Annotated in this window: 15 protein-coding genes; 7 read left to right on the top strand and 8 right to left on the bottom strand. The window is 40.5% G+C overall.

Features of this window, described 5'->3' with window-relative positions; all coding sequences use genetic code 11:
* Positions 1–527: 527 nt before the first annotated feature.
* Genes AACH28_RS17355 through dnaG form a run of 3 tightly spaced genes read right to left on the bottom strand, consistent with a single transcriptional unit; the run spans position 528 to position 3,955 of the window.
* Entirely contained in the window at positions 528–1,556 is a 1,029-nt protein-coding gene (locus AACH28_RS17355) for a glutaminyl-peptide cyclotransferase (protein WP_046672698.1), read from the bottom strand.
* A gap of 30 nt (positions 1,557–1,586) precedes the next feature.
* Complete coding sequence (locus tag AACH28_RS17350) at positions 1,587–1,943, bottom strand: YraN family protein (RefSeq protein WP_046672699.1); 357 nt, start codon at positions 1,941–1,943, stop codon at positions 1,587–1,589.
* Positions 1,944–1,951: 8 nt separating this feature from the next.
* Positions 1,952–3,955, bottom strand: a complete 2,004-nt coding sequence (gene dnaG, locus AACH28_RS17345; protein WP_115046406.1) for a DNA primase — start codon at positions 3,953–3,955, stop codon at positions 1,952–1,954.
* 226 nt (positions 3,956–4,181) lie between these two features.
* On the opposite strand from dnaG, the gene AACH28_RS17340 reads away from it, so the two are divergent.
* Complete coding sequence (locus AACH28_RS17340) at positions 4,182–5,567, top strand: nucleotide sugar dehydrogenase (protein ID WP_286752773.1); 1,386 nt, start codon at positions 4,182–4,184, stop codon at positions 5,565–5,567.
* Positions 5,568–5,707: 140 nt separating this feature from the next.
* Here AACH28_RS17340 and AACH28_RS17335 read toward each other — a convergent pair whose 3' ends face one another.
* Positions 5,708–6,028, bottom strand: a complete 321-nt coding sequence (locus tag AACH28_RS17335) for a hypothetical protein (RefSeq protein ID WP_070561379.1) — start codon at positions 6,026–6,028, stop codon at positions 5,708–5,710.
* A 127-nt stretch (positions 6,029–6,155) separates the two neighbouring features.
* Positions 6,156–8,267 (bottom strand): M3 family metallopeptidase, encoded by a 2,112-nt coding sequence (locus AACH28_RS17330; RefSeq protein ID WP_286752774.1) that lies wholly within the window; start codon positions 8,265–8,267, stop codon positions 6,156–6,158.
* A 170-nt stretch (positions 8,268–8,437) separates the two neighbouring features.
* On the opposite strand from AACH28_RS17330, the gene AACH28_RS17325 reads away from it, so the two are divergent.
* Entirely contained in the window at positions 8,438–9,514 is a 1,077-nt protein-coding gene (locus tag AACH28_RS17325; RefSeq protein ID WP_070561383.1) for a DUF4407 domain-containing protein, read from the top strand.
* A gap of 106 nt (positions 9,515–9,620) precedes the next feature.
* Here AACH28_RS17325 and rmuC read toward each other — a convergent pair whose 3' ends face one another.
* A complete protein-coding gene (gene rmuC, locus AACH28_RS17320) occupies positions 9,621–10,943 on the bottom strand; it encodes a DNA recombination protein RmuC (protein ID WP_341831092.1) in 1,323 nt (440 codons plus the stop codon).
* Positions 10,944–11,165: 222 nt separating this feature from the next.
* Positions 11,166–12,353, bottom strand: a complete 1,188-nt coding sequence (locus tag AACH28_RS17315; RefSeq protein ID WP_070561385.1) for a formimidoylglutamase — start codon at positions 12,351–12,353, stop codon at positions 11,166–11,168.
* A 191-nt stretch (positions 12,354–12,544) separates the two neighbouring features.
* Between AACH28_RS17315 and AACH28_RS17310 the strand changes: the two genes are divergently transcribed.
* The 5 genes from AACH28_RS17310 to AACH28_RS17290 all read left to right on the top strand — a co-directional run bounded on the left by AACH28_RS17310 (position 12,545) and on the right by AACH28_RS17290 (position 20,673).
* A complete protein-coding gene (locus tag AACH28_RS17310; RefSeq protein WP_341831091.1) occupies positions 12,545–13,516 on the top strand; it encodes an NAD-dependent epimerase/dehydratase family protein in 972 nt (323 codons plus the stop codon).
* A 104-nt stretch (positions 13,517–13,620) separates the two neighbouring features.
* Positions 13,621–14,913, top strand: coding sequence for an HAD-IB family phosphatase (locus AACH28_RS17305; protein ID WP_070561389.1), 1,293 nt, complete (start codon positions 13,621–13,623; stop codon positions 14,911–14,913).
* A gap of 137 nt (positions 14,914–15,050) precedes the next feature.
* Entirely contained in the window at positions 15,051–15,635 is a 585-nt protein-coding gene (locus AACH28_RS17300) for a hypothetical protein (protein ID WP_312482494.1), read from the top strand.
* 292 nt (positions 15,636–15,927) lie between these two features.
* Positions 15,928–19,263 (top strand): transcription-repair coupling factor, encoded by a 3,336-nt coding sequence (mfd, locus tag AACH28_RS17295; protein ID WP_341831090.1) that lies wholly within the window; start codon positions 15,928–15,930, stop codon positions 19,261–19,263.
* 219 nt (positions 19,264–19,482) lie between these two features.
* Positions 19,483–20,673: a PLP-dependent aspartate aminotransferase family protein gene (locus tag AACH28_RS17290; RefSeq protein WP_286767503.1), complete on the top strand. Its 1,191-nt coding sequence runs from the start codon at positions 19,483–19,485 to the stop codon at positions 20,671–20,673.
* Between the two features lie 91 nt (positions 20,674–20,764).
* On the opposite strand, the gene galK is transcribed toward AACH28_RS17290, so the two are convergent.
* A complete protein-coding gene (gene galK, locus AACH28_RS17285; protein WP_112375072.1) occupies positions 20,765–21,916 on the bottom strand; it encodes a galactokinase in 1,152 nt (383 codons plus the stop codon).
* Position 21,917: the final 1 nt, after the last annotated feature.

Here is a 21,917-nt window from a genome sequence, read left to right as displayed (position 1 = left end):
AAAAGGAATGGAGTTTCAAACTTCATTCCTTTTTTTGCTTTAACTATTTTGCTCCTACTGGTTCAAAGGGGTTTTTAGTTTCCTTTTATAACTGCCTATTCTAGCGAAATCAGCCAACAATAATAGCATACACCCATCAGCTATATTGATGTCGGGTAAACTCTGCTCTTCTTTATTAGAGAGGCACGCTCCCGGAGATCTGCTCGCCATAATGTTTCATTCACTCCATACACTTCTAAAAGCGATCTGTCTCAGCCCTTGAGGCATCATTATACAAAAGATTGAATTGCATGCCTCATACGATAACATCCATACTTCAAAAAAGAATGGGGCCAATAAAAAAGAAAATGCTCAAAAAGCCAAATCAGACCCGTTGAGAATTGAATCTCTAAAATGATGTGGCAGCGGAATACGTATAAAATTGCATGAAAAAGGGGGTATCCAATCTTTTGGATACCCCCTTCTAATTTTACACAAACTTGCAATACTGTCGACCTTACGAAGAAGGATCAAGACTTGAAGTTCATTTATTTTTCAACTGTCTTGATCTCAAATAATGTATTCCATAACTTCCCTGTTATAAAAAGACGTTTTCCAGCTTGATCGTAAGCAATTCCATTCAATTCATTGTCATAAGCGGAAGTATGCTCATAGATACCAACAAGATTAATCCGTCCTTCTACCGCTCCTGTTTGAGGATTTATAATAACAATAACATCCTTTTGATAGACATTTGCGTAGACTTTGCCGTCTATATATTCCAGTTCATTAAGTTCATCCACGGGTCCAGCTTCATCGTAAACTCCGATAGCATTTAGCTCTTTACCGGTCGTTGCATCTAAAAAGAACAATTTATTGGATCCATCAGACTTTATCAAATGCTGGCCATCGTAGGTCAAGCCCCAACCTTCTTTGCTATTTTCATATTTAAAGGAACTTTCCTTGACAAAAGAATTTTTATCAAAGACATATCCTTCTCCCTGTTGCCAAGTCAACATAAATAACTTATTACCAACCAATGTCATTCCTTCGGCAAAAGTCTTTTCATCAAATTTGATCTCCTGTAGTACTTTGCCTGTTTTTAGATCGACCTTTCTCAAGTTGGACTCTCCATAACGGCCATTGGATTCGTAGAGAATACCATCCGCAAACTGTAGCCCTTGTGTAAAAGCTGTGGTATCGTGCGGGTATTTGTTGACAACCTCAAAACCATAGTTCTTCGCATTTTCAGGTACAACATAAAATGTACTTGAAACAGAATCGGGTTTTCCAGCATTGTATACCAGGGCGGAAATATTACGTGTACCATAGGCCATGTCTTTGGTATCAACCGTAATTGCCGTTGTATCTGTTGATGACCCTACATGTTTATCATCTACAAAATAAGCCACAGAGTCCATTGATACAGATTCAAATTTCAATTTCAATTGGACCTGAGCACCTTTTAAAACAGCTTGATTTGCTCCAGGAGAGGCAAATTCCAAACTTGATTTTTTTGACTTACAAGAAGCAAAAGCTAGTGCTGCAATTGCCATAAAATAAGTTATTTTTCTCATCTATGTATAGTTATTTATAAGTACGTATCCTCAACTATCCCAAAACGCATCTTTGATATGATTGAGTGCTGTTTTGGGAGATTTTGTTATTGCGACAACATCAAATCTGACTTCACCGACATAACCTGTTTTAAGAATATAAGCCTGAGCTGCACGAATCAGTAGACGCTGTTTTTTGCGATCCACAAATTCGTAAGGTTCGCCGAAATCCGTTCCCGACCGCGTTTTTACTTCAACAAATACCAAGGTATCCTTGTCCACGACAATCAAATCTACTTCTAAATTCTTAAATCGCCAATTTCTTAACACTATTTTATAGCCTATCTTGACGAGGTATTCCATGGCCATTTGCTCGCCCCATTCGCCCGTTTCAAGATGCTTTGCCATATCAAAGATTACTTTACAATAGTGTTGCCCAGAAAGCCGCCCAATAGGCGTTCGGCTTCTTTTAATTTCTGATATTTAAAAATAAGGACTTCCAGGTTGGCCACATCTTGTTCATGTTTCATTTCTTCACGAATATGATGCATTTCAGCTTCAATCTTACGTTTCTTGATCCGATAGATCGCTGTAACGACAAGTTGTTTTAGATGTTCGTATTCTTGCGTTACATAAATTTTACGCTTATCGTCATTCCAATTTTCGCTGAGCGAATATTTACTGGCAACGCAATTGATCGCCAAATCTGCTATAGCAGGGTCAGAGTTTGAATAGAATTGTTTCGTATCTGGAATTTCGTATTTTTCCGCAGCTTCTCTATAGACGTTTAAAATATAAGCCGCAGCTTTATCCTTAAATTCAATGTCGCTGATATTTCCCAATAGCAATCCTGCAACTGGAATATCACCGTCACCTTCCCAGGTTGCCAGATAATCACCATAGTTGATTAAAATTCGGACGATCTCACGTTCCTGGAGAATTTCCGAAGTCAGCTGTGCAGGCTGTTCTACAGACTCTATGGGAGGTAATCCCGCCCTTTCATCATCTGTCATAAAGAAATCCGGCGGTGGCCCGTCCATTCCGAAAGGGGGCATCCCTGTATTTGGCGGCGGACTCTGAGTTTTACGAGCAGCATCCTTATCCGCCTTCTTTGCTCTATTGAGCCTAATCTTGTTGAGTTCAGCCAACAAAATACGCTCTTCGATATCCAAAAGGCTGCTACATTCGCGGATAAAAACAGAAACCTTAATTTCATCGGGAATCAATGCAATACTTTCGACCACATCGCGAATAACCTCGGCCCTTTTTATGGGATCGTTATTGGCATCGCGAAGCAGAATATTCGTTTTGTAGAAAATGAAGTCCTGCTGATTGGATTTGACATAATCTTTAAAAGCCGTGGCACCAAACTTTTGCACGTAAGAGTCGGGATCATTACCGTCGGGAAAAAGCAGCACCTTCACGTTTAAGCCTTCTTCGAGCAGCATATCTGTACCGCGTAGGGAGGCTTTGATCCCCGCTTCATCCCCATCATACAGTATGGTCACATTTTTGGTGAATCTGGAAATAAGCTTGATCTGACCTGTTGTCAACGAAGTTCCCGAGGAGGAAACAACATTTTCGACTCCAGCTTGATGTACCGAAAGAACATCTGCATACCCCTCTACCAAGTAGCAATTATCCTCTTCCATAATTGCTTTTTTGGCAAAATTCAATCCATACAGTACATCGGATTTATGGTAGATTTCGCTTTCAGGAGAGTTTACATATTTGGCGACTTTTTTGTCGGTCTTTAGTGTCCGGCCACCAAAGCCAATGACACGGCCTGTAAGGTTATGAATCGGAAACATGACCCGGCCACGGAAACGATCATATAAAGATTTATCATCGCGTTCAATAGCCAAACCACTCGCGGCCAAATAATCTGGGTGAAAACCCGCTACCTGTGCTTTATCGACCAATGCCGTCCATTCCTCAGGCGAATAACCCAATTCAAATTTTTTGATGATATCCTCACGGTAGCCGCGCTCCTTGAAATAGTTGAGTCCGATCACCTGCCCCATTTCAGTTTTCCAGAGTTGCTCGGCGAAGAATTTACTGGCCCAAGCGCTTAGCACATATAGACTTTCCCGTTTATCCTGCGCGGCAAGCTGGGCTGGAGAACGCTCGACTTCTTCAATTTGAATGGAATATTTATCGGCTAAATAACGAATGGCTTCGGGGTATGAGAACTTTTCCAGTTCCATGACGAATTTGAGGGAATCCCCACCGACACCACAACCAAAACACTTATAGATACCCTTCGAAACAGAAACGTGGAAGGAAGGTGTCTTTTCATGGTGAAAAGGACAATTTCCGATCAAAGAAGTTCCCCGTTTCTTTAAATCAACGAAGTCTCCCACCACCTCTTCTATCCGTGCTGTTTCCAGTACCTTATCAATAACTTCCTGCTTTATCAAAACGTTTCTTTTTTAATGTAAAATTAGAATAAATCTTTTGCATCTCCACTACGAAATGGCTTCTTTAATAGCATTGCATAAGGGCAATTATGCAAATAGAAAGCAGAACAAGTGATGAGCCAGCTCCTATAAATAAATTGTTTTGATATGCTGTGCTTTGTATTGCATATCAAAAGCAATTTATCTAAGTTTGTTCTTCAATTTATAGCTGATTAAGATAATCAAAATGAGCAAAACAATCAAGAAAATATGCTGTATCGGTGCTGGTTATGTTGGTGGACCTACCATGTCAGTTGTTGCAAAGCAATGTCCACATATTGAGATTACGATCGTCGACGTCAATGCAGCCCGTATCGCGGCTTGGAATGATGAAAATCTCGATAATCTTCCTGTATACGAGCCCGGTTTACAAGAGATTGTTGCGGAAGCGCGTCATCGCAATTTGTTTTTCTCAACCGATATCGAAAAAGCTATCGACGAGGCCGACATGATTTTTATTTCGGTCAATACACCGACTAAGAATTACGGAAAAGGCAAGGGGATGGCTGCGGACTTAAAGTATATTGAACTTTGTGCACGGCAGATCGCAGCGGTTGCCAAAAACGACAAAATTGTCGTTGAAAAATCGACTTTACCCGTTCGCACAGCGGCAGCTTTAAAAAGTATCCTGGATAACACGGGTAATGGTGTTAATTTCCATATTCTTTCCAACCCTGAATTTTTGGCTGAAGGAACAGCGATACAGGATTTAATCAATCCGGACCGCGTGCTTATAGGTGGAGAGAATGATGAAGCTATTGCTGCATTGGTCGATATCTATGCACATTGGGTAAGTCGCGACAAGATTCTCACAACAAACCTTTGGTCGTCTGAACTGTCAAAACTAACCGCAAATGCCTTTTTAGCACAACGCGTCTCCTCCATTAATTCCATCTCGGCACTATGCGAGAAAACAGGCGCGAACGTCGATGAAGTCTCCAAGGCAATCGGTATGGATTCCAGAATTGGATCCAAATTTCTGAAAGCTTCTGTAGGTTTTGGAGGCTCTTGTTTTCAAAAAGATATCCTCAATTTAGTTTATATCGCACGGAGTTACGGTCTCACAGAGGTTGCCGAGTATTGGGATCAGGTGATTTTGATGAATGATTATCAAAAACAGCGATTTGCGGACAACATTATCCAAACATTGTATAATACTGTATCGGGCAAAAAGATTGCTTTCTTAGGCTGGGCATTCAAAAAAGACACGAATGATACGCGTGAATCTGCGGCGATCTATGTGGCTGATTATCTATTGAGTGAACAAGCTGAAATCACGGTCTATGACCCCAAAGTTTCTGCTGAACGCATCTATGCCGACCTCGATTATCTGAACACCAGATCTTCGGAAGAAAACAGGGCCTTGGTAAAGGTGGTCAATACCGCCTATGAGGCTTGCAATGATGCACATGCAATTGCAGTATTGACTGAATGGGATGAATTTAAGAACTATGACTGGGCCAAAATCAAGGAGCACATGAAAAAGCCTGCATTTGTGTTCGATGGCCGTAAACTATTGAACCGTAAGGAACTTGAAGACCTTGATTTTAAATATTACGCGATAGGCGAGTAATCAATATATAGGTAAAAAAGAACCCTCAGGATACAGTTGCGTACACTTATGCAGCTATAACTGAGGGTTTTGTTTGTGCCTGTTGTCAACGCATAAGGAAAGAGAGATGAAACACAAGCGATGCAACAGGACTTTTTATCTTAATTATTCAGCATTCCATAAAACTCATTCATGTAATAAGATTCTTGGAGCGCATCTCTGAAATTCTGCCATTGTTCTTCGTCAAATGAAAATACGATATCTGGATAAGGTGTTTTCATGATCAATCGAAATTCACCATCTGGAAATGTGCTAAAAAAGAGTTCATCACCATTACTTTTCGTAATATTCAAGAAGTCGAAGAATTTTTTCTTCGTAAATGTCAGTACAAAACTTTGTTGCCAGATATAATAGGTCTGACACTTATGGCAAACACTAATATGGGTATCTCCTCTTTGGCTTAGAATTTTTGTGTCACACATAGCATCTTTATTTATTTAGACTCATTATAAATAATATTCAAATGTAAGAATAGTTTTTAGAATAACAAGTACCTGAACAAAAAAAAGGCGATATATTTCTATATCGCCTTTTTTTGATTAGTGAGTATTAGTTCAAACCTCTCTTTTTCAATAGATATTTTGGATCTGGATCCGCACCTCTAAACGTACGGTACATCTTAGCAGGATCATCTGTACCTCCTTTTTCAAGAATATTCTTACGGAAAGAATCTGCTGTCACTTGATCGTACAATGATTTTTCCTTGAAAGCTGCAAAAGCATCCGAATCCAATACTTCAGACCAGATATAAGCATAATAACCTGCAGAATACCCACCTGCGAAAATATGTTGAAAATATGTACTTCTATAGCGCGGAATAATAGCATCAATAATACCTATTTTTTTCATTGCCGTTTTTTCAAAGCCATTAATATCTTTTGAAATTTCTTTTGTGGTAGCATGATAATCCATGTCTAACAACGCAGCAGAAAGGTATTCAACGGTTGCAAATCCTTGATCAAAGGTACCGGCCTTTTCCATTTTCTGAATCAATGAATCTGGCATCGCTTCTTTCGTCTTATAATGCTTAGCATATGTTTTTAATACCTCTGGATCTGCTGCCCAATTTTCCATCACCTGTGAAGGTAACTCAACAAAGTCACGTGGTACAGAAGTTCCGGCCATTGAGCGGTATCTTACATTGGAAAGAAGACCATGCAACGCATGTCCAAACTCATGGAACAAGGTAGTTGCTTCATCAAATGTCAACAAGGCAGGATTTTTTCCCACTGGTTTTGTGAAATTGCATACGATGGAAATTACCGGAGCAACACGTTTTCCATCTTTTGTCGACTGATTACGATAAGAAGTCATCCAGGCACCGCCTCTTTTTGATTCGCGCGGGAAAAAATCAGCGTATAAGAGACCTAAATGTGAACCGTCTTTGTCTTTAACTTCATACACTTCTACGTCTTTATGGTAGGTTGGGACATTGTTTAAGGCTACGAATGTCAAACCATATAATTTATTGGCGACACCGAATGCTCCTTCACGAACTGCTGGAAGACTCAAATAAGGTTTAATTTCGTCTTCATTCAATGCAAAACGTTTTTTGCGAATAATCTCTGTATAATATCTCCAATCGTAAGGAGCGACAGCAAAATTGCCGCCTTCAGCTTTAATTTCCTGTGCGATATCAGCCTCCTCGCCTTTCGCTTTAGCAAGTGCTGGAGTCCAAAGTTTATTTAACAGTGCATAGACATTGGTCGGATTCTTCGCCATGGATTCCTCGAGTACATAAGCTGCATGTGAAGAATAACCCAATAATTTTGCTTTTTGAAGACGGAGATTAACAATTTTTTGAATGATTGCCTTGTTATCGTTGGTGTTATCTTGATTGCCACGCAACTGATAGGCTTCCCAAAGCTGTTTTCTCAACTCACGATTTTTTGCATACTGAAGAAAGGGCATAATGGACGGATTCTGTAAGGTAAAGACCCATTTGTCTTTCTTTCCTTTTGCTAAGGCTTCTTCAGCCGCTGCCGTTTTCAACGATTCCGGCAAGCCTTCCAATTGGCTCGCGGAATCAACGACCAATGTATAAGCATTGGTTTCAGCAAGCAAATTTTGTCCGAATTGTGTTGTTAATGTTGAAAGTTCAGCATTAATTTTTTTCATTTTTTCCTTATCCGCATCCTTTAGATTTGCGCCAGAACGAACAAAACTCTTATAGGTTTCTTCTAACAGTTTATTATCCTGTTCGTCCAGTCCAAGTGTATTTCGGCTGCTCCAAACTGTTTTGATACGGTCAAATAATTTGGTATTCATCGAGATTTCATCCGAATGACTCGATAAGATGGGGGCCAGATCTTTCGCTATTGCCTGAATACTGTCATTCGTATTGGCACTATTGAGATTATAAAATACAGTTGATACATTATTCAGTAATCCACCCGCATTTTCTAAGGCGACTATCGTATTTTGAAATGTTGCTTTATCCGAATTGTTGACTATTGTGTCAATTTCCAAATTGTGTATTTTTATTGCTTCATCAAACGCTGGCCTAAAATGCTCTGTTTTGATCTTGTCAAAAGGTGGTACATTAAATGGGGTTTCGTAAGCCAATAAAAGAGGATTATCTGTCATCACTTTTTTTTCCTCACAACCAACAAATGCAGTTGCCACTATCGCAAAGAATGGCAAAAGTTGTCTTTTCTTCATATTATCTGATTATTCCTGATTTTTTTCAAAGATAATAAAATTAGGCAAATGCTGTGTCTTCTGGGGGAGGCGTTACAAAGGAGCATGAAAACAGTCATCCTATTGTAAAACAAAAACTTATTCATAAATCTTGTTAAAAATAATCTGTCAATTTAAGTAAAAATATATTAATGAGCGATATTAACCGTTTCTTTTGGAGATGTGCGGGGGTACATCAAGAAACTCTTGAAAAATATCCGGAAGAACATAGTAAGTACACAGCCATAGGTGCTACTATTTTTTTTACGGGATTGTTTGCCAGCCTTTCGGGTGGTTATGCCATGTATTTCGTCTTTAGTGGGGGAACATTTGACTGGCTTTTAGCTATTGTATTTGGTATTATTTGGGGTTTAGCGATATTTAACATGGATCGCTATATTGTGCTCAGTATTAATAAATCCAAAAGTGGCTTTATGCAGCTTCTGCAGGCCCTGCCGCGAATTTTATTGGCTATTTTGATCGGGTTGGTTATCTCTAGGCCATTGGAGTTAAAAATCTTCGATAAAGAGATCCGGGAAAACCTCCGTGTACGGTTTCTTGCCGACCAACGCGCTAAAATTGACACGCTCAACAGTACTTTCAATAAGAAATATGCCAATGAAGTTGCACTTTTGAAAGCAACCACGACAGAACGTGACTCATTGGAATCCAGCATTAAAAATGACCGTACAAAATTGAACTACGAGATATTCGGTAACAAAACAACTGAAACGTCCGGTGTCATGGGGTATGGCCCTTATGCCAAAATGAAAGAAGAAGAGCTGAAGAAAAAAGAGGGCTATTTGGACACTTTACGGAACAAGATAACGACCCAGCAAAACGCTATACGCCAGAAACAGAAATTTGAAGGGATATTGGACCAAAAAGTTTTATCCAACGCTTCTTTGGACAGCGCCGTCAATGTCGCTGGTTTTGCAGACCGCAACTCTGCGCTGGGCAATCTAAGGTACGATGCCAATGGAAAGGTTAACGAGTCCAATGCAAATGCTGTATTTTTTATTGCGTTGCTTTTTGTCTTCCTCGAATGTCTTCCGGTAATCGTCAAACTTTTGGCAGGAAAGGATCCTTATGATAATGAAATCCAAAATCAAAGGACTATTCATGATTATGAATCAGACACCAATGTCACTGTTCAAAAAGAAGCCGTAGACCGTTTAAAGGATACGTATGTTGATGTTTCCATCAATAAGCGCATGAAAGAGCTTTAGTAGAATCGCTAGCAGAAGTTAGCAAAGTAGGTTTTGCATTTCGAAGCTAAAAATTATAAACGGGCTTACCTTTCGGCAAGTCCGTTTTTGTTAATCTTCCTCATCGTTAATCTTCCTCATCTAAAAATTTGGAATCGATCTGTTTATTTGCTTTAGCTCCTAAACGTTTTAATTTCTCTACTTTTCCAATCACATTCCCAGCTCCTGTAGAAAGTTTTTTAGTTGCATCTTCATGGCTTTTTAATGCGCGCTCCAACTGATTCTGCACCTGCTCCATATCGTTCAGAAAGCTCACAAATTTATCGTAAAGGCTCCCGGCTTCCTTTGCTATTTCAATTACATTCCTGGTCTGACGTTCCTGTTTCCAGATACTTGCTATGGTACGCAGGGTTGCCAATAATGTAGAAGGACTTACAATAACGACTTTTCGATCCCAAGCCTCACTAAACAAATCCGGTTTTTGCGCCACAGACATACTCAAAGCCGATTCTATAGGCATAAATAGCAATACAAATTCTGGCGATTCTATACCATACAACTCGTGGTAGTTTTTTGCGGAAAGTTCTTTCACGTGATTTTCCACAGACTGTACGTGTTGTTTTGCGAAAATTGCACGATCCTCATCCGTGTCGGCGTTGACCCAACGTTCGTACGCAATCAGCGAAACTTTTGAATCCACAATCAGGTGTTTATCTTCAGGAAGGTCGATAATCGCGTCGGGCTGCATTCTTCTTCCTTCGGCATCCATAAGAGACACCTGTAATCTAAATTCGCGATCGCGCATCAGTCCAGAACGCTCCAGGACCCGCTCTAAAATTACCTCGCCCCAATTGCCTTGCTTTTTGGTATCCCCTTTTAATGCCTTGGTTAGGCTATTGGCTTCGTCTTTAATTTTAAGACTCTGTTCGACCAGCTGAAGGACAACTCCCTTTAAAGAATTTCTTTCCGCTGCCTCCTGATTGTAATTTTTATCGACTTTCTCTTCAAACAATTTGATTTTTTCCTTCAATGGGTCCAAAATCAACCCCAGGGAACGATGATTGGTCTCTGTAAACTTTTGTGTCTTCTCTTCCAATATTTTATTGGCAATAACCTGAAACTCATTGTTGAACTGCCGTTTAATCTCGGCGATTTCATTCTTCTGTTCCCGAAATTTATCGAGCTGCGCCTCATAAAATGAACGTGTACTTTCTAAAGACCGCTCTGCGACCAGAAGATTCTCCCGTTCCTTATCCAATTCATTTTTTAGCATAAGGCGTTCTTCCAGCAAACTTTGTTCCCGCTGTTGCGATCTGGCAAGCTCAATTTTTAGTGTTTCAACCTCTTTATTGTATGCAGGACCAGCACTGGAATCGGTATTCTTTTTTAATACCAATACGATCAAAATGACCAATAACAATACGATTCCCGCAAAGAAAAATATTTCCATGATTTGTATTTTCTGAAGATGGTGTATGCTTACCTGAGCAGGTCTGTTTAACCATCATTGCATTTAATTAAACCTATAACATCTCAAACTTAATGGATCTGCACGACTAAAAACACTTATAAAAAGTCTGTAGTCAGTTGGCAAGCTGTTGTCAATTTACAAGGTGCATCATCCGCTTCGCCATCGAAGCAGAATCAGAGCAATGTACCGTTCAACGAAGCTTTATTGCAATTTTTGGTGTGTTTTCCACCATAGATCGGGCATTTCACCTGAGACAGCCAATTGATAGTCTTCATAACGGCAAGGCACGAGGTAATAGCGTTCGTTGACTGATTTAGATCCAAAATAAGGCACTTGAATCCACCAGCGGTCTGATTTTTTACTTTTCACAAAGACCAATTCATGCTCCTCGTTTTCCAGTGTGGTGCGATAAATGATATAAGATGATTTGGGATACAACGGCGTATCTTGTTTCCGATTATAATAACCATCAATAAAGCACCAAATCATTTGCGAGACCAACATAGCCGTCTGTTCCATTGGATCAAATGTTGGATTGAATTCATAAAAACCGATGGAAGAACATTTATCCGACATCCCCGCATAGCGGGCAAGTTGACAAGCTTCATCGCCAAATAAACCATTTGGCATTGCATTGGCATTTCCAGGCGCCTCAGAGGCCCGAATGGCTCCTATGTCAAAACTAATCAAATCCGCTGCTCGGATCAAAGGCTCTGATTGGTCCATTTTACCCGCAATCATACCGACTCGTGTTGCATTAAAAAATAGTTTATCATACATATGGATAGACTCTTTACTGACGAGGTAAGTTTGATAGGCTATGGCATTTAAATTGAATAAATAGTCAGGCTGATGCAAAATAATATGGTTCACATAAGATCGGGAATTCAGGCTTACATTTTCGGCGTTCTCCTCATCAAGGTCAAACCGAGCATCTATAATCGCTAGCTCGATCTTTCGTTCTAAATTTTGATACCCCAAATATTGTGCATAGGTAAGGTCCTGTCCACCGCCAATGATAATCGGAAGAATATTCTCTTTGACCAGTTCCTCCACGACAGATTTTAAAGCGATATAGGTATCTTGAATCGTATTACCTGCTTTGATATTTCCCAAATCAACGATATTCATCGTATAATCGCCCTGATATAGTGCATAAAGATGTTTTCGAACAGCATCCGGCGCTTTATCCGTTCCATTATTATTGATGGATGCACGATCTTCCTCCACACCGACAATAGCCAACTGAGGCTGTTTATCCGTTTCCCAGCTCGGAAAATCTGTTTCATAGGCTTGAATAACGTTTCCTAGTTGAGAACTCAAGAACCCATGCTCAGGAGCAAAACCTGTAATTGAAATCGGGCTAAAGAATACGGACAGTGATGACATAAGCTATAATTTGTAAAATCTCCTATTTGTTCTGAAAGCGACTGTTTTAATTGGACTGAAAGAATCTACCTTGGCTTTCATGGTATTTGATACCCGCGAAAGCATGAAGGTTTTTTCAGGATGCAATTCACACAAATATCCATTTATTAACTAACTTTTGAAAACATTATTTTTAACAGTATCTTTATCAAGTGATATTAATAACTGGAGGAACAGGTTTTTTAGGGTCTACACTAATCAGACAGTTGATAGACCAAGGAATTGACGTCATAGCCATCAAAAGAGCTCAATCGACTATTCCGGCCTCGTTGTTATCTTCTTCGTTGGTGCAATGGATCGACGCTGATATCAACAATTATTTTGAATTAGAAGATGCTCTTGAAGGCGTTACTAAAGTGTTCCATTGTGCAGCATTGGTTTCCTACCAAAAGAAAGATGCTAAAGCGCTTTTTAAAGTGAATGTGGAAGGAACGACAAATGTGGTCAATCTTTGCCTTGAAAAGGGCATTCGCTTACTCCATGTCAGCTCAATCGCAGCTTTAGGGACAAATAGAGACAACCTGCCGGTATCCGAGAAAGACCACTGGGAGCACAATGCACTAACATCCAACTATTCGTTATCAAAGTATCAGGCGGAGATGGAGGTATGGCGTGGCATTACCGAGGGTCTAAATGCAGTTATTGTCAACCCCGCCGTAATTTTAGGTGCTTCGGCCAACGACAAAGGCTCTGGAGCTATTTTTTCAATGATCAATAAAGGGCTACGATTTTACCCAAAAGGAAGTGTTGGTGTTGTTGATGTAGAGGATGTTGCCGCGATCATGATTCAATTGATGGAGCGAGACGATATTACTGCTGAACGCTATATCATTAATCATCTCAATATAAGCATAAAGGATCTGTTGAGCGTTGCAAGTGTATTAATGAACAAGCCAGAACCGACAATCGAAGTTTCCGAGACCTTACTCCAAATTGCCTCTACTGTTTCCAGCATGCTTTCCGTATTTAAAAAATCGGATTCAACATTGACAAAAGAAACTGCGGCGGCTTCAAGTGCCAAATTGCAGTATTCCAACGCTAAAATCCAGGGGCTCCTAAACCACAGTTATCGGCCTTTGGAACAAACGCTGAAGGAAATTGCAGATTTATATAACAAACAATAAAACGATAACATAACAAACAACCGAACCTTGAAACCATCGGCACCTACCGATATCGGAGATTAGCATTCAGCACTCTCACGATCGTTTCATAAAAAAATAACAAGATGAAAAACTATTACATCATTGATTTTGATAGTACATTTACACAAGTAGAGGCACTTGATGAACTTGCACGAATCTCTCTTGAGAACCATCCGGATCGCGAATCTATCTATCACGAAATTGAGCGGTACACCAATCTTGCCATGGAGGGTAAACTATCTTTCCGTGAGGCTTTGGCTGGTCGCGTAAAACTATTAAATGCCAATAAATCTCATCTGGATAAACTTGTTTCACATCTTAAGAAAAAAGTTTCAACCTCTTTTTCCCGAAATCGTGAATTTTTCAAGAAACACGCCGACACCGCATGGATCGTTTCAGGAGGTTTTAAGGAGTTTATTACACCTGTTGTTACACCGTATCATATCAAGACCGAAAATATCTATGCCAATACATTCAGATTTGATGAAGACGGTAATATTATCGGTTTTGACGAAGAGAATCCATTATCAAATGAAGGTGGAAAAGTGCAATTATTAAAACAATTAAATATTGAAGGAAGACTGTTTGGCATTGGTGACGGTTATTCAGATTTTCAACTGAAGGAATCGGGATTAATTGAAAAATTCTTTGCATTCACAGAGAATATCCAACGTAAAAGTGTCACTGAGAAAGCAGACTTTATCACACCTAGTTTTGATGAGTTCTTATATGTAAATGATCTGCCCCGTGCCATCTCTTATCCTAAAAATCGTATCCTTTGTTTGATCGTGGGAGATGTACCAGAAATAGCGGCTCATATCTTAAAAAGAGACGGTTTTTCTATCCGCACAAAAGATACATTCGAAGAAAAGTATGTAAAGGATGTAGGGATGCTACTCTTGGGCGACAATATCGACATCAGTGATGAACAGCTTCAACAGGCCGACAAATTAAAAACAATCGGATATTTGGGCGATATCAAAGGGCATATCAATAAGGATATCTGCAATGCAAAAGGTATTGTCGTTTTCGACGACAAGAAAAATAAAAAGAAAAATTCAGAGTTTATTCCGCGTCGAATGGCCGATTTTATCAACAATGGTGATACTTATTTAAGTCGCAACTTCCCAAATCTAATTTTACCAAAAGTAAAACAGGTCACAAGATTGCTGCATATCCACCAAAATGTTCCCGGAATTATGGCTCAGATTAATAAGGTCTATGCCCAAAATAACATCAATATCGTTGCACAATTTCTAATGACCAAAAGTGACATTGGCTATGCGGTAACCGATATACAAGGTGAATATGATAAAGATCTATTGAAACAACTCAAACAGATCGACAATACAATTAAGTTCAGAATATTGTATTAATAGCAAGCGACGGTAAATGTGGGGCAGCTATTGCGTACATAAACTCCGGCTGATGAAACGAGCAATTTATTCGGGCACACTGACAGCGTGCCTGAATTTTCGCTCAATAACTCTCTTTACACTAAAACACACAGATTATGTCCTTACATCAAGATGCCGAACTAAAGAAAGCTGTCCTTGACCTACCCCAAAAGGAAAAAGACAAACTCCTCGTACGCCTGATAAGCAAGGACAAAATGCTGATCAAGCAATTGCATTTCCAATTATTGGAGAATGCGGAGGATTTAGAGGAACGTATTGAAAAACTACGAAAGCAGCTGCAACAATTGTTCGATAGTGGTTTGAGTCAAATTGGTAATACGCCACAACACAGTAATTTTATTGCGCTTAACAAGCTTATCAAACAAGCAAGCGGTTTAGTGAATGAGCACGAAAAAGTCACGAAGGATAAAATCAGTGAAGTAGAATTCAGATGCTATATCCTAAAGAGAGCCATCGCTGATTACGACAGGCTTTTCGCCTCCTCCTATCAGTCTGCTGCCCATAAATTACATAAATATATAACAGGGCGTATCAAGCATGCGGTGGGCAAATACAGTAAACTTCATGAAGACTTTCAATTTGACTATCGGGAAGATTTTCAAAATACACTGGATGCTTTTGGTAATACAACACTTAAAAGCTATATTAGTGAACAGAAGATTGACCTCGACCTAAATTAGTTATGAGAAACAGCAAAAATCGCGTTAAAATTGGATCCTTTCATGTTACAGCTTATGAGCAATATAAATTAATTTACCTGGCCACCTTATTGGTGTTGCTCGTTTTTGCCTATACTTTTTACCTCGCGAAATAAGCCCCTGCACAGATTCATCTATTATAGCTTTTGAGCTTCACAAAGTCATCTCCTTCTTAACGAGCAAGTCAGCTATTTTTTTACCAAAAAATTTAGTACTTCATACCCGATACTTGATACTATTTCGTTAAATTCGCACTTATTCGAAATTTTTGCTCGTGGGAATTCAAGAAATATTAGAAAAATACAGCCAAAGCGAAACTGTTCAGTCGCTTACCAAGGCTTTACAATCCAAAAACCCCAAGATTCAGTTGAAAGGGCTTATTGGTTCTTCGGATGCATTCATAGCCGTATCTTCTTACAACTTACAGGAACGTCCAATGGTCTTTATCTTACCGACTCATGAAGACGCTTCTTATTTTTTAAGTGACCTGGAAAGCCTGTTGGATAAGCAGGTTCTTTTTTTCCCTTCGTCTTATCGCAAAACATTTGATTTTACGCAAACGGACTCCGCCAATGTATTGCAACGTGCGGAGACATTAAGTTCGCTCAATCATACGTCGGAATTACCGAAAATGGTTGTTACTTATCCAGAGGCTATCGCGGAGAAAGTGATCAACCGCAACGACCTGGATAAAAACACCTTAGAAATAACAGAAAACACGGCGCTAAGTATTGATTTCATCAACGAATTTTTGATCGAATATGATTTCGAACGTGTCGACTTTGTGTATGAACCAGGACAATTTGCGATACGCGGTGGCATTGTAGATATCTTTTCTTTTTCGAATGACCTCCCATACCGTATTGAATTCTTTGGCGACGACATCGAAAGCATACGTACATTTGACATTGAATCCCAGCTGTCTGTCAAAAAAATCCACAAAGTAACCATTGTACCAAATGTTCAAGCGAAGTTCCTGACATCCCAACACATTTCTTTATTGGAATATGTAGATCAGGACGCTACAATCTGGATCAAAGACGCTCAATTTACGTTAGATATTGTGAAAGATGGGTTAAAGAAAGCGGAAAAATTATGGGCGGGGTTAACCGATAAGCAGAAAAAGGATAATCCGGAATGGCATAATCCAGCCTATGAATTTACAGACGAGAAAAACCTCAATGCGTTATTTTTTGAGTTTCCCATCATCGAATTCGGCAAACAGTTCTTTTATAAAGCTGAAGCCACGTTCAAGTTCGATATACATCCCCAACCTTCATTCAATAAAGATTTTAATCTCTTAATCCATAATTTCAAAGAGAATGAGAGCCAGCGAATTCAGAATCTGATCTTTTCAGATTCGACCAAACAGGTCGAACGCATCCATACGATTCTGGAAGATCTCGATAAATCAGCCACCTTCATTCCGATTCATAAAGCGTTACGCGAAGGTTTTAGAGACGACAGTTTAAAGTTAGCCTGTTACACGGATCACCAGATATTTGACCGTTATTATAAATATAAACGTAAGAAGGCTTACGAGCGCTCACAGGCAATTACGCTCAAAGATCTACGAGATCTTAAACCGGGCGATTTCATTACACACATTGACCATGGTGTCGGCCGCTACGGAGGTTTGGAGAAAGTAGATGTCAACGGTAAGTCTCAGGAAATGATCCGCTTGATCTATGCGGACAATGATCTTTTGTATGTGAACATCAACTCTTTAAACCGTATTTCCAAATATTCCGGTAAGGAGGGAACTGTTCCCAAAATGAATAAATTGGGTACCGACGCCTGGGACAAACTCAAGAAGACGACCAAGAAAAAAGTCAAGGATATTGCGCGCGACTTGATCATGCTTTATGCCAAACGAAAGGCACAGCATGGAAATGCGTTCTCACCGGATAGCTACCTACAGAATGAGCTGGAGGCCTCCTTTATTTATGAAGATACACCCGATCAGGAAAAGGCTACTGCCGATGTGAAAAAAGATATGGAATCGCCACATCCGATGGACCGATTGATCTGTGGGGATGTAGGCTTCGGAAAAACGGAGGTTGCCATCCGTGCAGCCTTCAAAGCTGTAGCAGACAGTAAACAAGTTGCTGTCCTGGTACCGACGACTATCCTGGCATTACAGCACTACCGGACATTTTCGGAGCGTCTAAAGGGTCTTCCGTGCACGATCGACTATATCAACCGTTTCAAGACGAGCAAACAGATCAAAGATACCTTAGCCAGGCTCGCTGAAGGAAAAATAGACATTATCATTGGTACACACCGCCTTGTTAGCAAAGATGTCAAATTCAAAGATCTCGGCCTGATGATTATCGATGAGGAACAAAAGTTTGGGGTCTCGGTCAAGGAAAAATTGAAAGTCATGCGTGCGAATGTAGACTCGCTAACATTGACAGCAACGCCAATTCCAAGAACATTGCACTTTTCATTGATGGGGGCCCGCGATCTGAGTATCATCTCGACTCCACCACCCAACCGGCAGCCCGTACAGACCGAACTCCACGTTTTCAATGAAACACTAATCGGAGAGGCCGTCAGTTACGAACTTGATCGTGGCGGGCAGGTATTCTTTATCCACAATCGTGTTGCAGATCTACCGCAGCTGGGCAATTTGATCCGCAAGCTGGTTCCTGGAGCACGGGTCGGTGTTGCACACGGCCAACTGGAGGGTGATGAGCTCGAGGATGTGATGCTTAAGTTTATCAATCACGATTTTGATGTCTTAATTGCAACAACGATTATTGAAGCGGGTCTTGATATCCCAAATGCGAATACGATCATTATCAATCACGCCCATATGTTTGGCCTGAGCGACCTGCACCAAATGCGGGGTCGGGTGGGCCGATCCAATAAGAAAGCTTTTTGTTATCTACTGAGTCCGCCATTGTCGACCTTAACACCGGAAGCCTATAAACGACTTTCTGCAATAGAAGAGTTTTCGGAACTGGGCTCTGGATTTAATGTTGCCATGCGCGATTTAGATATACGTGGCTCGGGAAATCTCTTGGGAGGCGAGCAATCGGGCTTTATTGCCGAGATCGGTTTCGAAATGTATCATAAAATCTTAGACGAAGCTATTCAGGAGCTAAAAGAGGACGAGTTTTCGGCAGTATTCGCGGATGAGAAAGAACGAAAATATGTGTCCTTTACGCAGATTGACACAGACCTTGAGGTATTGATCCCTGATGAATATGTAACCAATATTACAGAACGGTATAATCTGTATACTGAACTCTCCAAATTGGAAAACGAGCAGCAATTGGCAGCCTTTGAAAAAGAACTTGAAGATCGCTTTGGCCCTATCCCACGCGAAGTCTTTGAATTATTCAATACACTCCGTTTACAGTGGTTTGGGAAGACGATCGGGTTTGAAAAAATAGCGTATAAAAAGCATACATTGAAAGGTTATTTTGTCAATAACCCCAAATCCAGCTACTTTGAATCAGATCAATTCGGCCGTGTGCTGTCCTTTGTACAAAGCCATCCCGAGATCAGCAACCTCAAAGAAGTCAAAGGCCAGCTTCGTTTAGCGTTAAATAATGTGAATACCATTGGGTATGCGTTGAGCCTGCTGAAAGAAATGTTGTAAGATGTATTAATGTTGTAAGCGATATTGATGCACCCGATATAAATAAAATCTACATATTGAGTAGATTTTATTTATATTTGAGATACAAGATAAACCGTCTTCGCGCTATTAGCACCAACAATGCTTTCAAACGAACGAAGGGTTCCTTACGGTCAAAGATTCGACAAGATCGAATCATAGACTTTTAAGGCAATACAAGCATCAATCAACATTATTAGCATGGCTACCAATACCGAAACAATACTCGTCCATGAAGGACAGCAATTCAACCAGACATCTGCAGTAACTACTCCAATCTATCAGACATCCACCTACTTTGCAGATCCTGACCCTGCGGAATACATCAAAGCTGCGACCGAGCCGAAACACCCTTATTTTTACCATCGTCATGGCAATCCGACGAATAGCCAAGTCGCCTCCATTCTAGCGAAATTGGAAAAAACGGAGGATGCACTGGTCTTTGCAACAGGTATGGCAGCGATCAGCACAGCCATATTGGCTATCGTTAAATCGGGGGATCATATTGTCGCCCAACATGCACATTATTCCGGAACAGCTATTTTCTTTAAAGAGTTTCTAACGGATTATGGGATCACGGTAACAGCCGTAGACCAGACCGATGTTTCAGCGTTTGAAGAAGCTATTCAAGCAAATACCAAGCTGATATATATTGAGACTCCATCAAATCCCAATCTCCATATCACCGACCTAAAAGCGATCGGAGAACTCGCCAAACAACATGGGATTCAGAGCATGGTCGATAATACATTTGCCTCCCCGATCAACCAAACACCGACAGATTTTGGAATCGACGTTGTTGTCCACAGCGCCACGAAATATTTGGGCGGACATAGTGACCTCACCGCAGGTATTGTCTGCGGTACGCAGGGCTATATCGCCAGCGTATGGAAACGATCCGTCGCTTTGGGCGCATCACTCGCACCGCTTGATTCCTGGTTATTGTTACGGGGATTGAAAACATTAAGTCTACGCGTCAAACAGATCAATACAAATGCGCTAAAACTAGCCGAGTTTCTAAATCAACATCCAAAAATCAATAAAGTCAGTTATCCTGGATTACCCAATCATCCACAACATGAGCTCGCAGCCCAACAAATGAGTGGATTTTCGGGTATGATTTGCATCGATATCAATGGTAAAGATGAAGAGGATGCATTTTTAAATGCACAGAAACTCATCAATGGACTGCACATATTTATTAACGCGGCCAGTTTGGGGGGTGTCGAATCGCTTATTGTACACCCTGCGAGTATGTGGGGAGGTCACCATACGAAGGAACAGAAAGAAGCTTCGGGAATCACGCTAGGGATGTTGCGTATCTCTGTTGGTATCGAACATGCCGATGATCTCATCGCCGACTTAAAACAGGCATTGGATCAGCTTGACTAGGACTTATGTGGTAAGTCCTTATCAAAAAAGGCAAAAAAAGAAGGGGAATAGCACGTGAATGTTATTCCCCTTACTGCACACCTATTTTTTATTAAAGTACGCGGGTACCATCGGCAATCCTGACCTGAATGACCGAAAGTTCTTTATCAAATTTCTCTTTGTATTCTTTTTCAAGTGTTGGCAAAATTGAAGGTAGTACGCCTTCTTTTACGATATTGATTGTACATCCACCGAAACCGCCACCCATCATTCGGGCACCGATCACCTCAGGAAACTGCTTGACGTAATCCACTAGATAATCCAGTTCCGGACAACTGACTTCATACACTTTACTTAATCCCTCATGGCTCTGAAAAATATACTGTCCAAGCTGAACAACATCTCCCGAGCGTAGTGCATCACAGGATTTCTCTACGCGTTCATTCTCACGAACCACAAAGCTTGCTTTCGCATAGATATCGGCATCTTTATCTTTCACCAATTCATCAAGCATCGCTATGGTTACATCGCGCAAGTTCTTTACAGCGGGGTACTTCTCCTGCACCCATGCAGAAGCTTGTTCACATTGTTCACGACGTGTATTGTAAGCTGTGGAAGCTAATGAATGCTTTACGTTTGTATTCAATAATACAACTTCATAACCCTTAAGATCAAGTGGAACATACGCGAAACCCAAGGTGCGGCAATCCAGTTTGATGACATTTTTTTCTTTACCAAAGGCTGAAGCAAACTGATCCATGATACCACACATCACACCAGCATACGTATGTTCGGCCTTTTGAGCAATCTGTGGAATATCGAGTCGTTCGACCTGCAAATCGAACAGTTCGCTGAGTGCTAAGGTAACGGCACATTCAACGGCTGCTGAAGACGATAATCCAGCACCCAGTGGCACATCACCATCAATATACAGGTTGAAGCCACCTAGTGTTGCACCACGTTTCAGGTACTGGTCAACAACCCCCAAAATATAGTTTGGCCAATGTTTCTCAGAAATAGCAATAGCCGCTAGCTTGACCTCATGACGTTCCTTGTAGTCTTCCGCGTAAAGCACAATGTTATCATCCGATCGCTTGCTTACAGCAACATATATTGCTTTGTCAATTGCAGCAGGCAATACAAATCCATCGTTATAATCCGTATGTTCTCCAATGATATTAATCCGGCCGGGTGAAGTAACGACAAGAGGTTCTTCTTGATAGAGTTCTTTAAATTTATTTACAATTGTATCTTTTGTTATCATC

Origin of the sequence: Sphingobacterium thalpophilum, from assembly GCF_038396785.1 — a bacterium.
Taxonomy (GTDB): domain Bacteria; phylum Bacteroidota; class Bacteroidia; order Sphingobacteriales; family Sphingobacteriaceae; genus Sphingobacterium; species Sphingobacterium thalpophilum_A.
The sequence above is the reverse complement of the archived record's forward strand: the minus strand, read 5'-3'. Positions and strand labels throughout refer to the sequence as shown.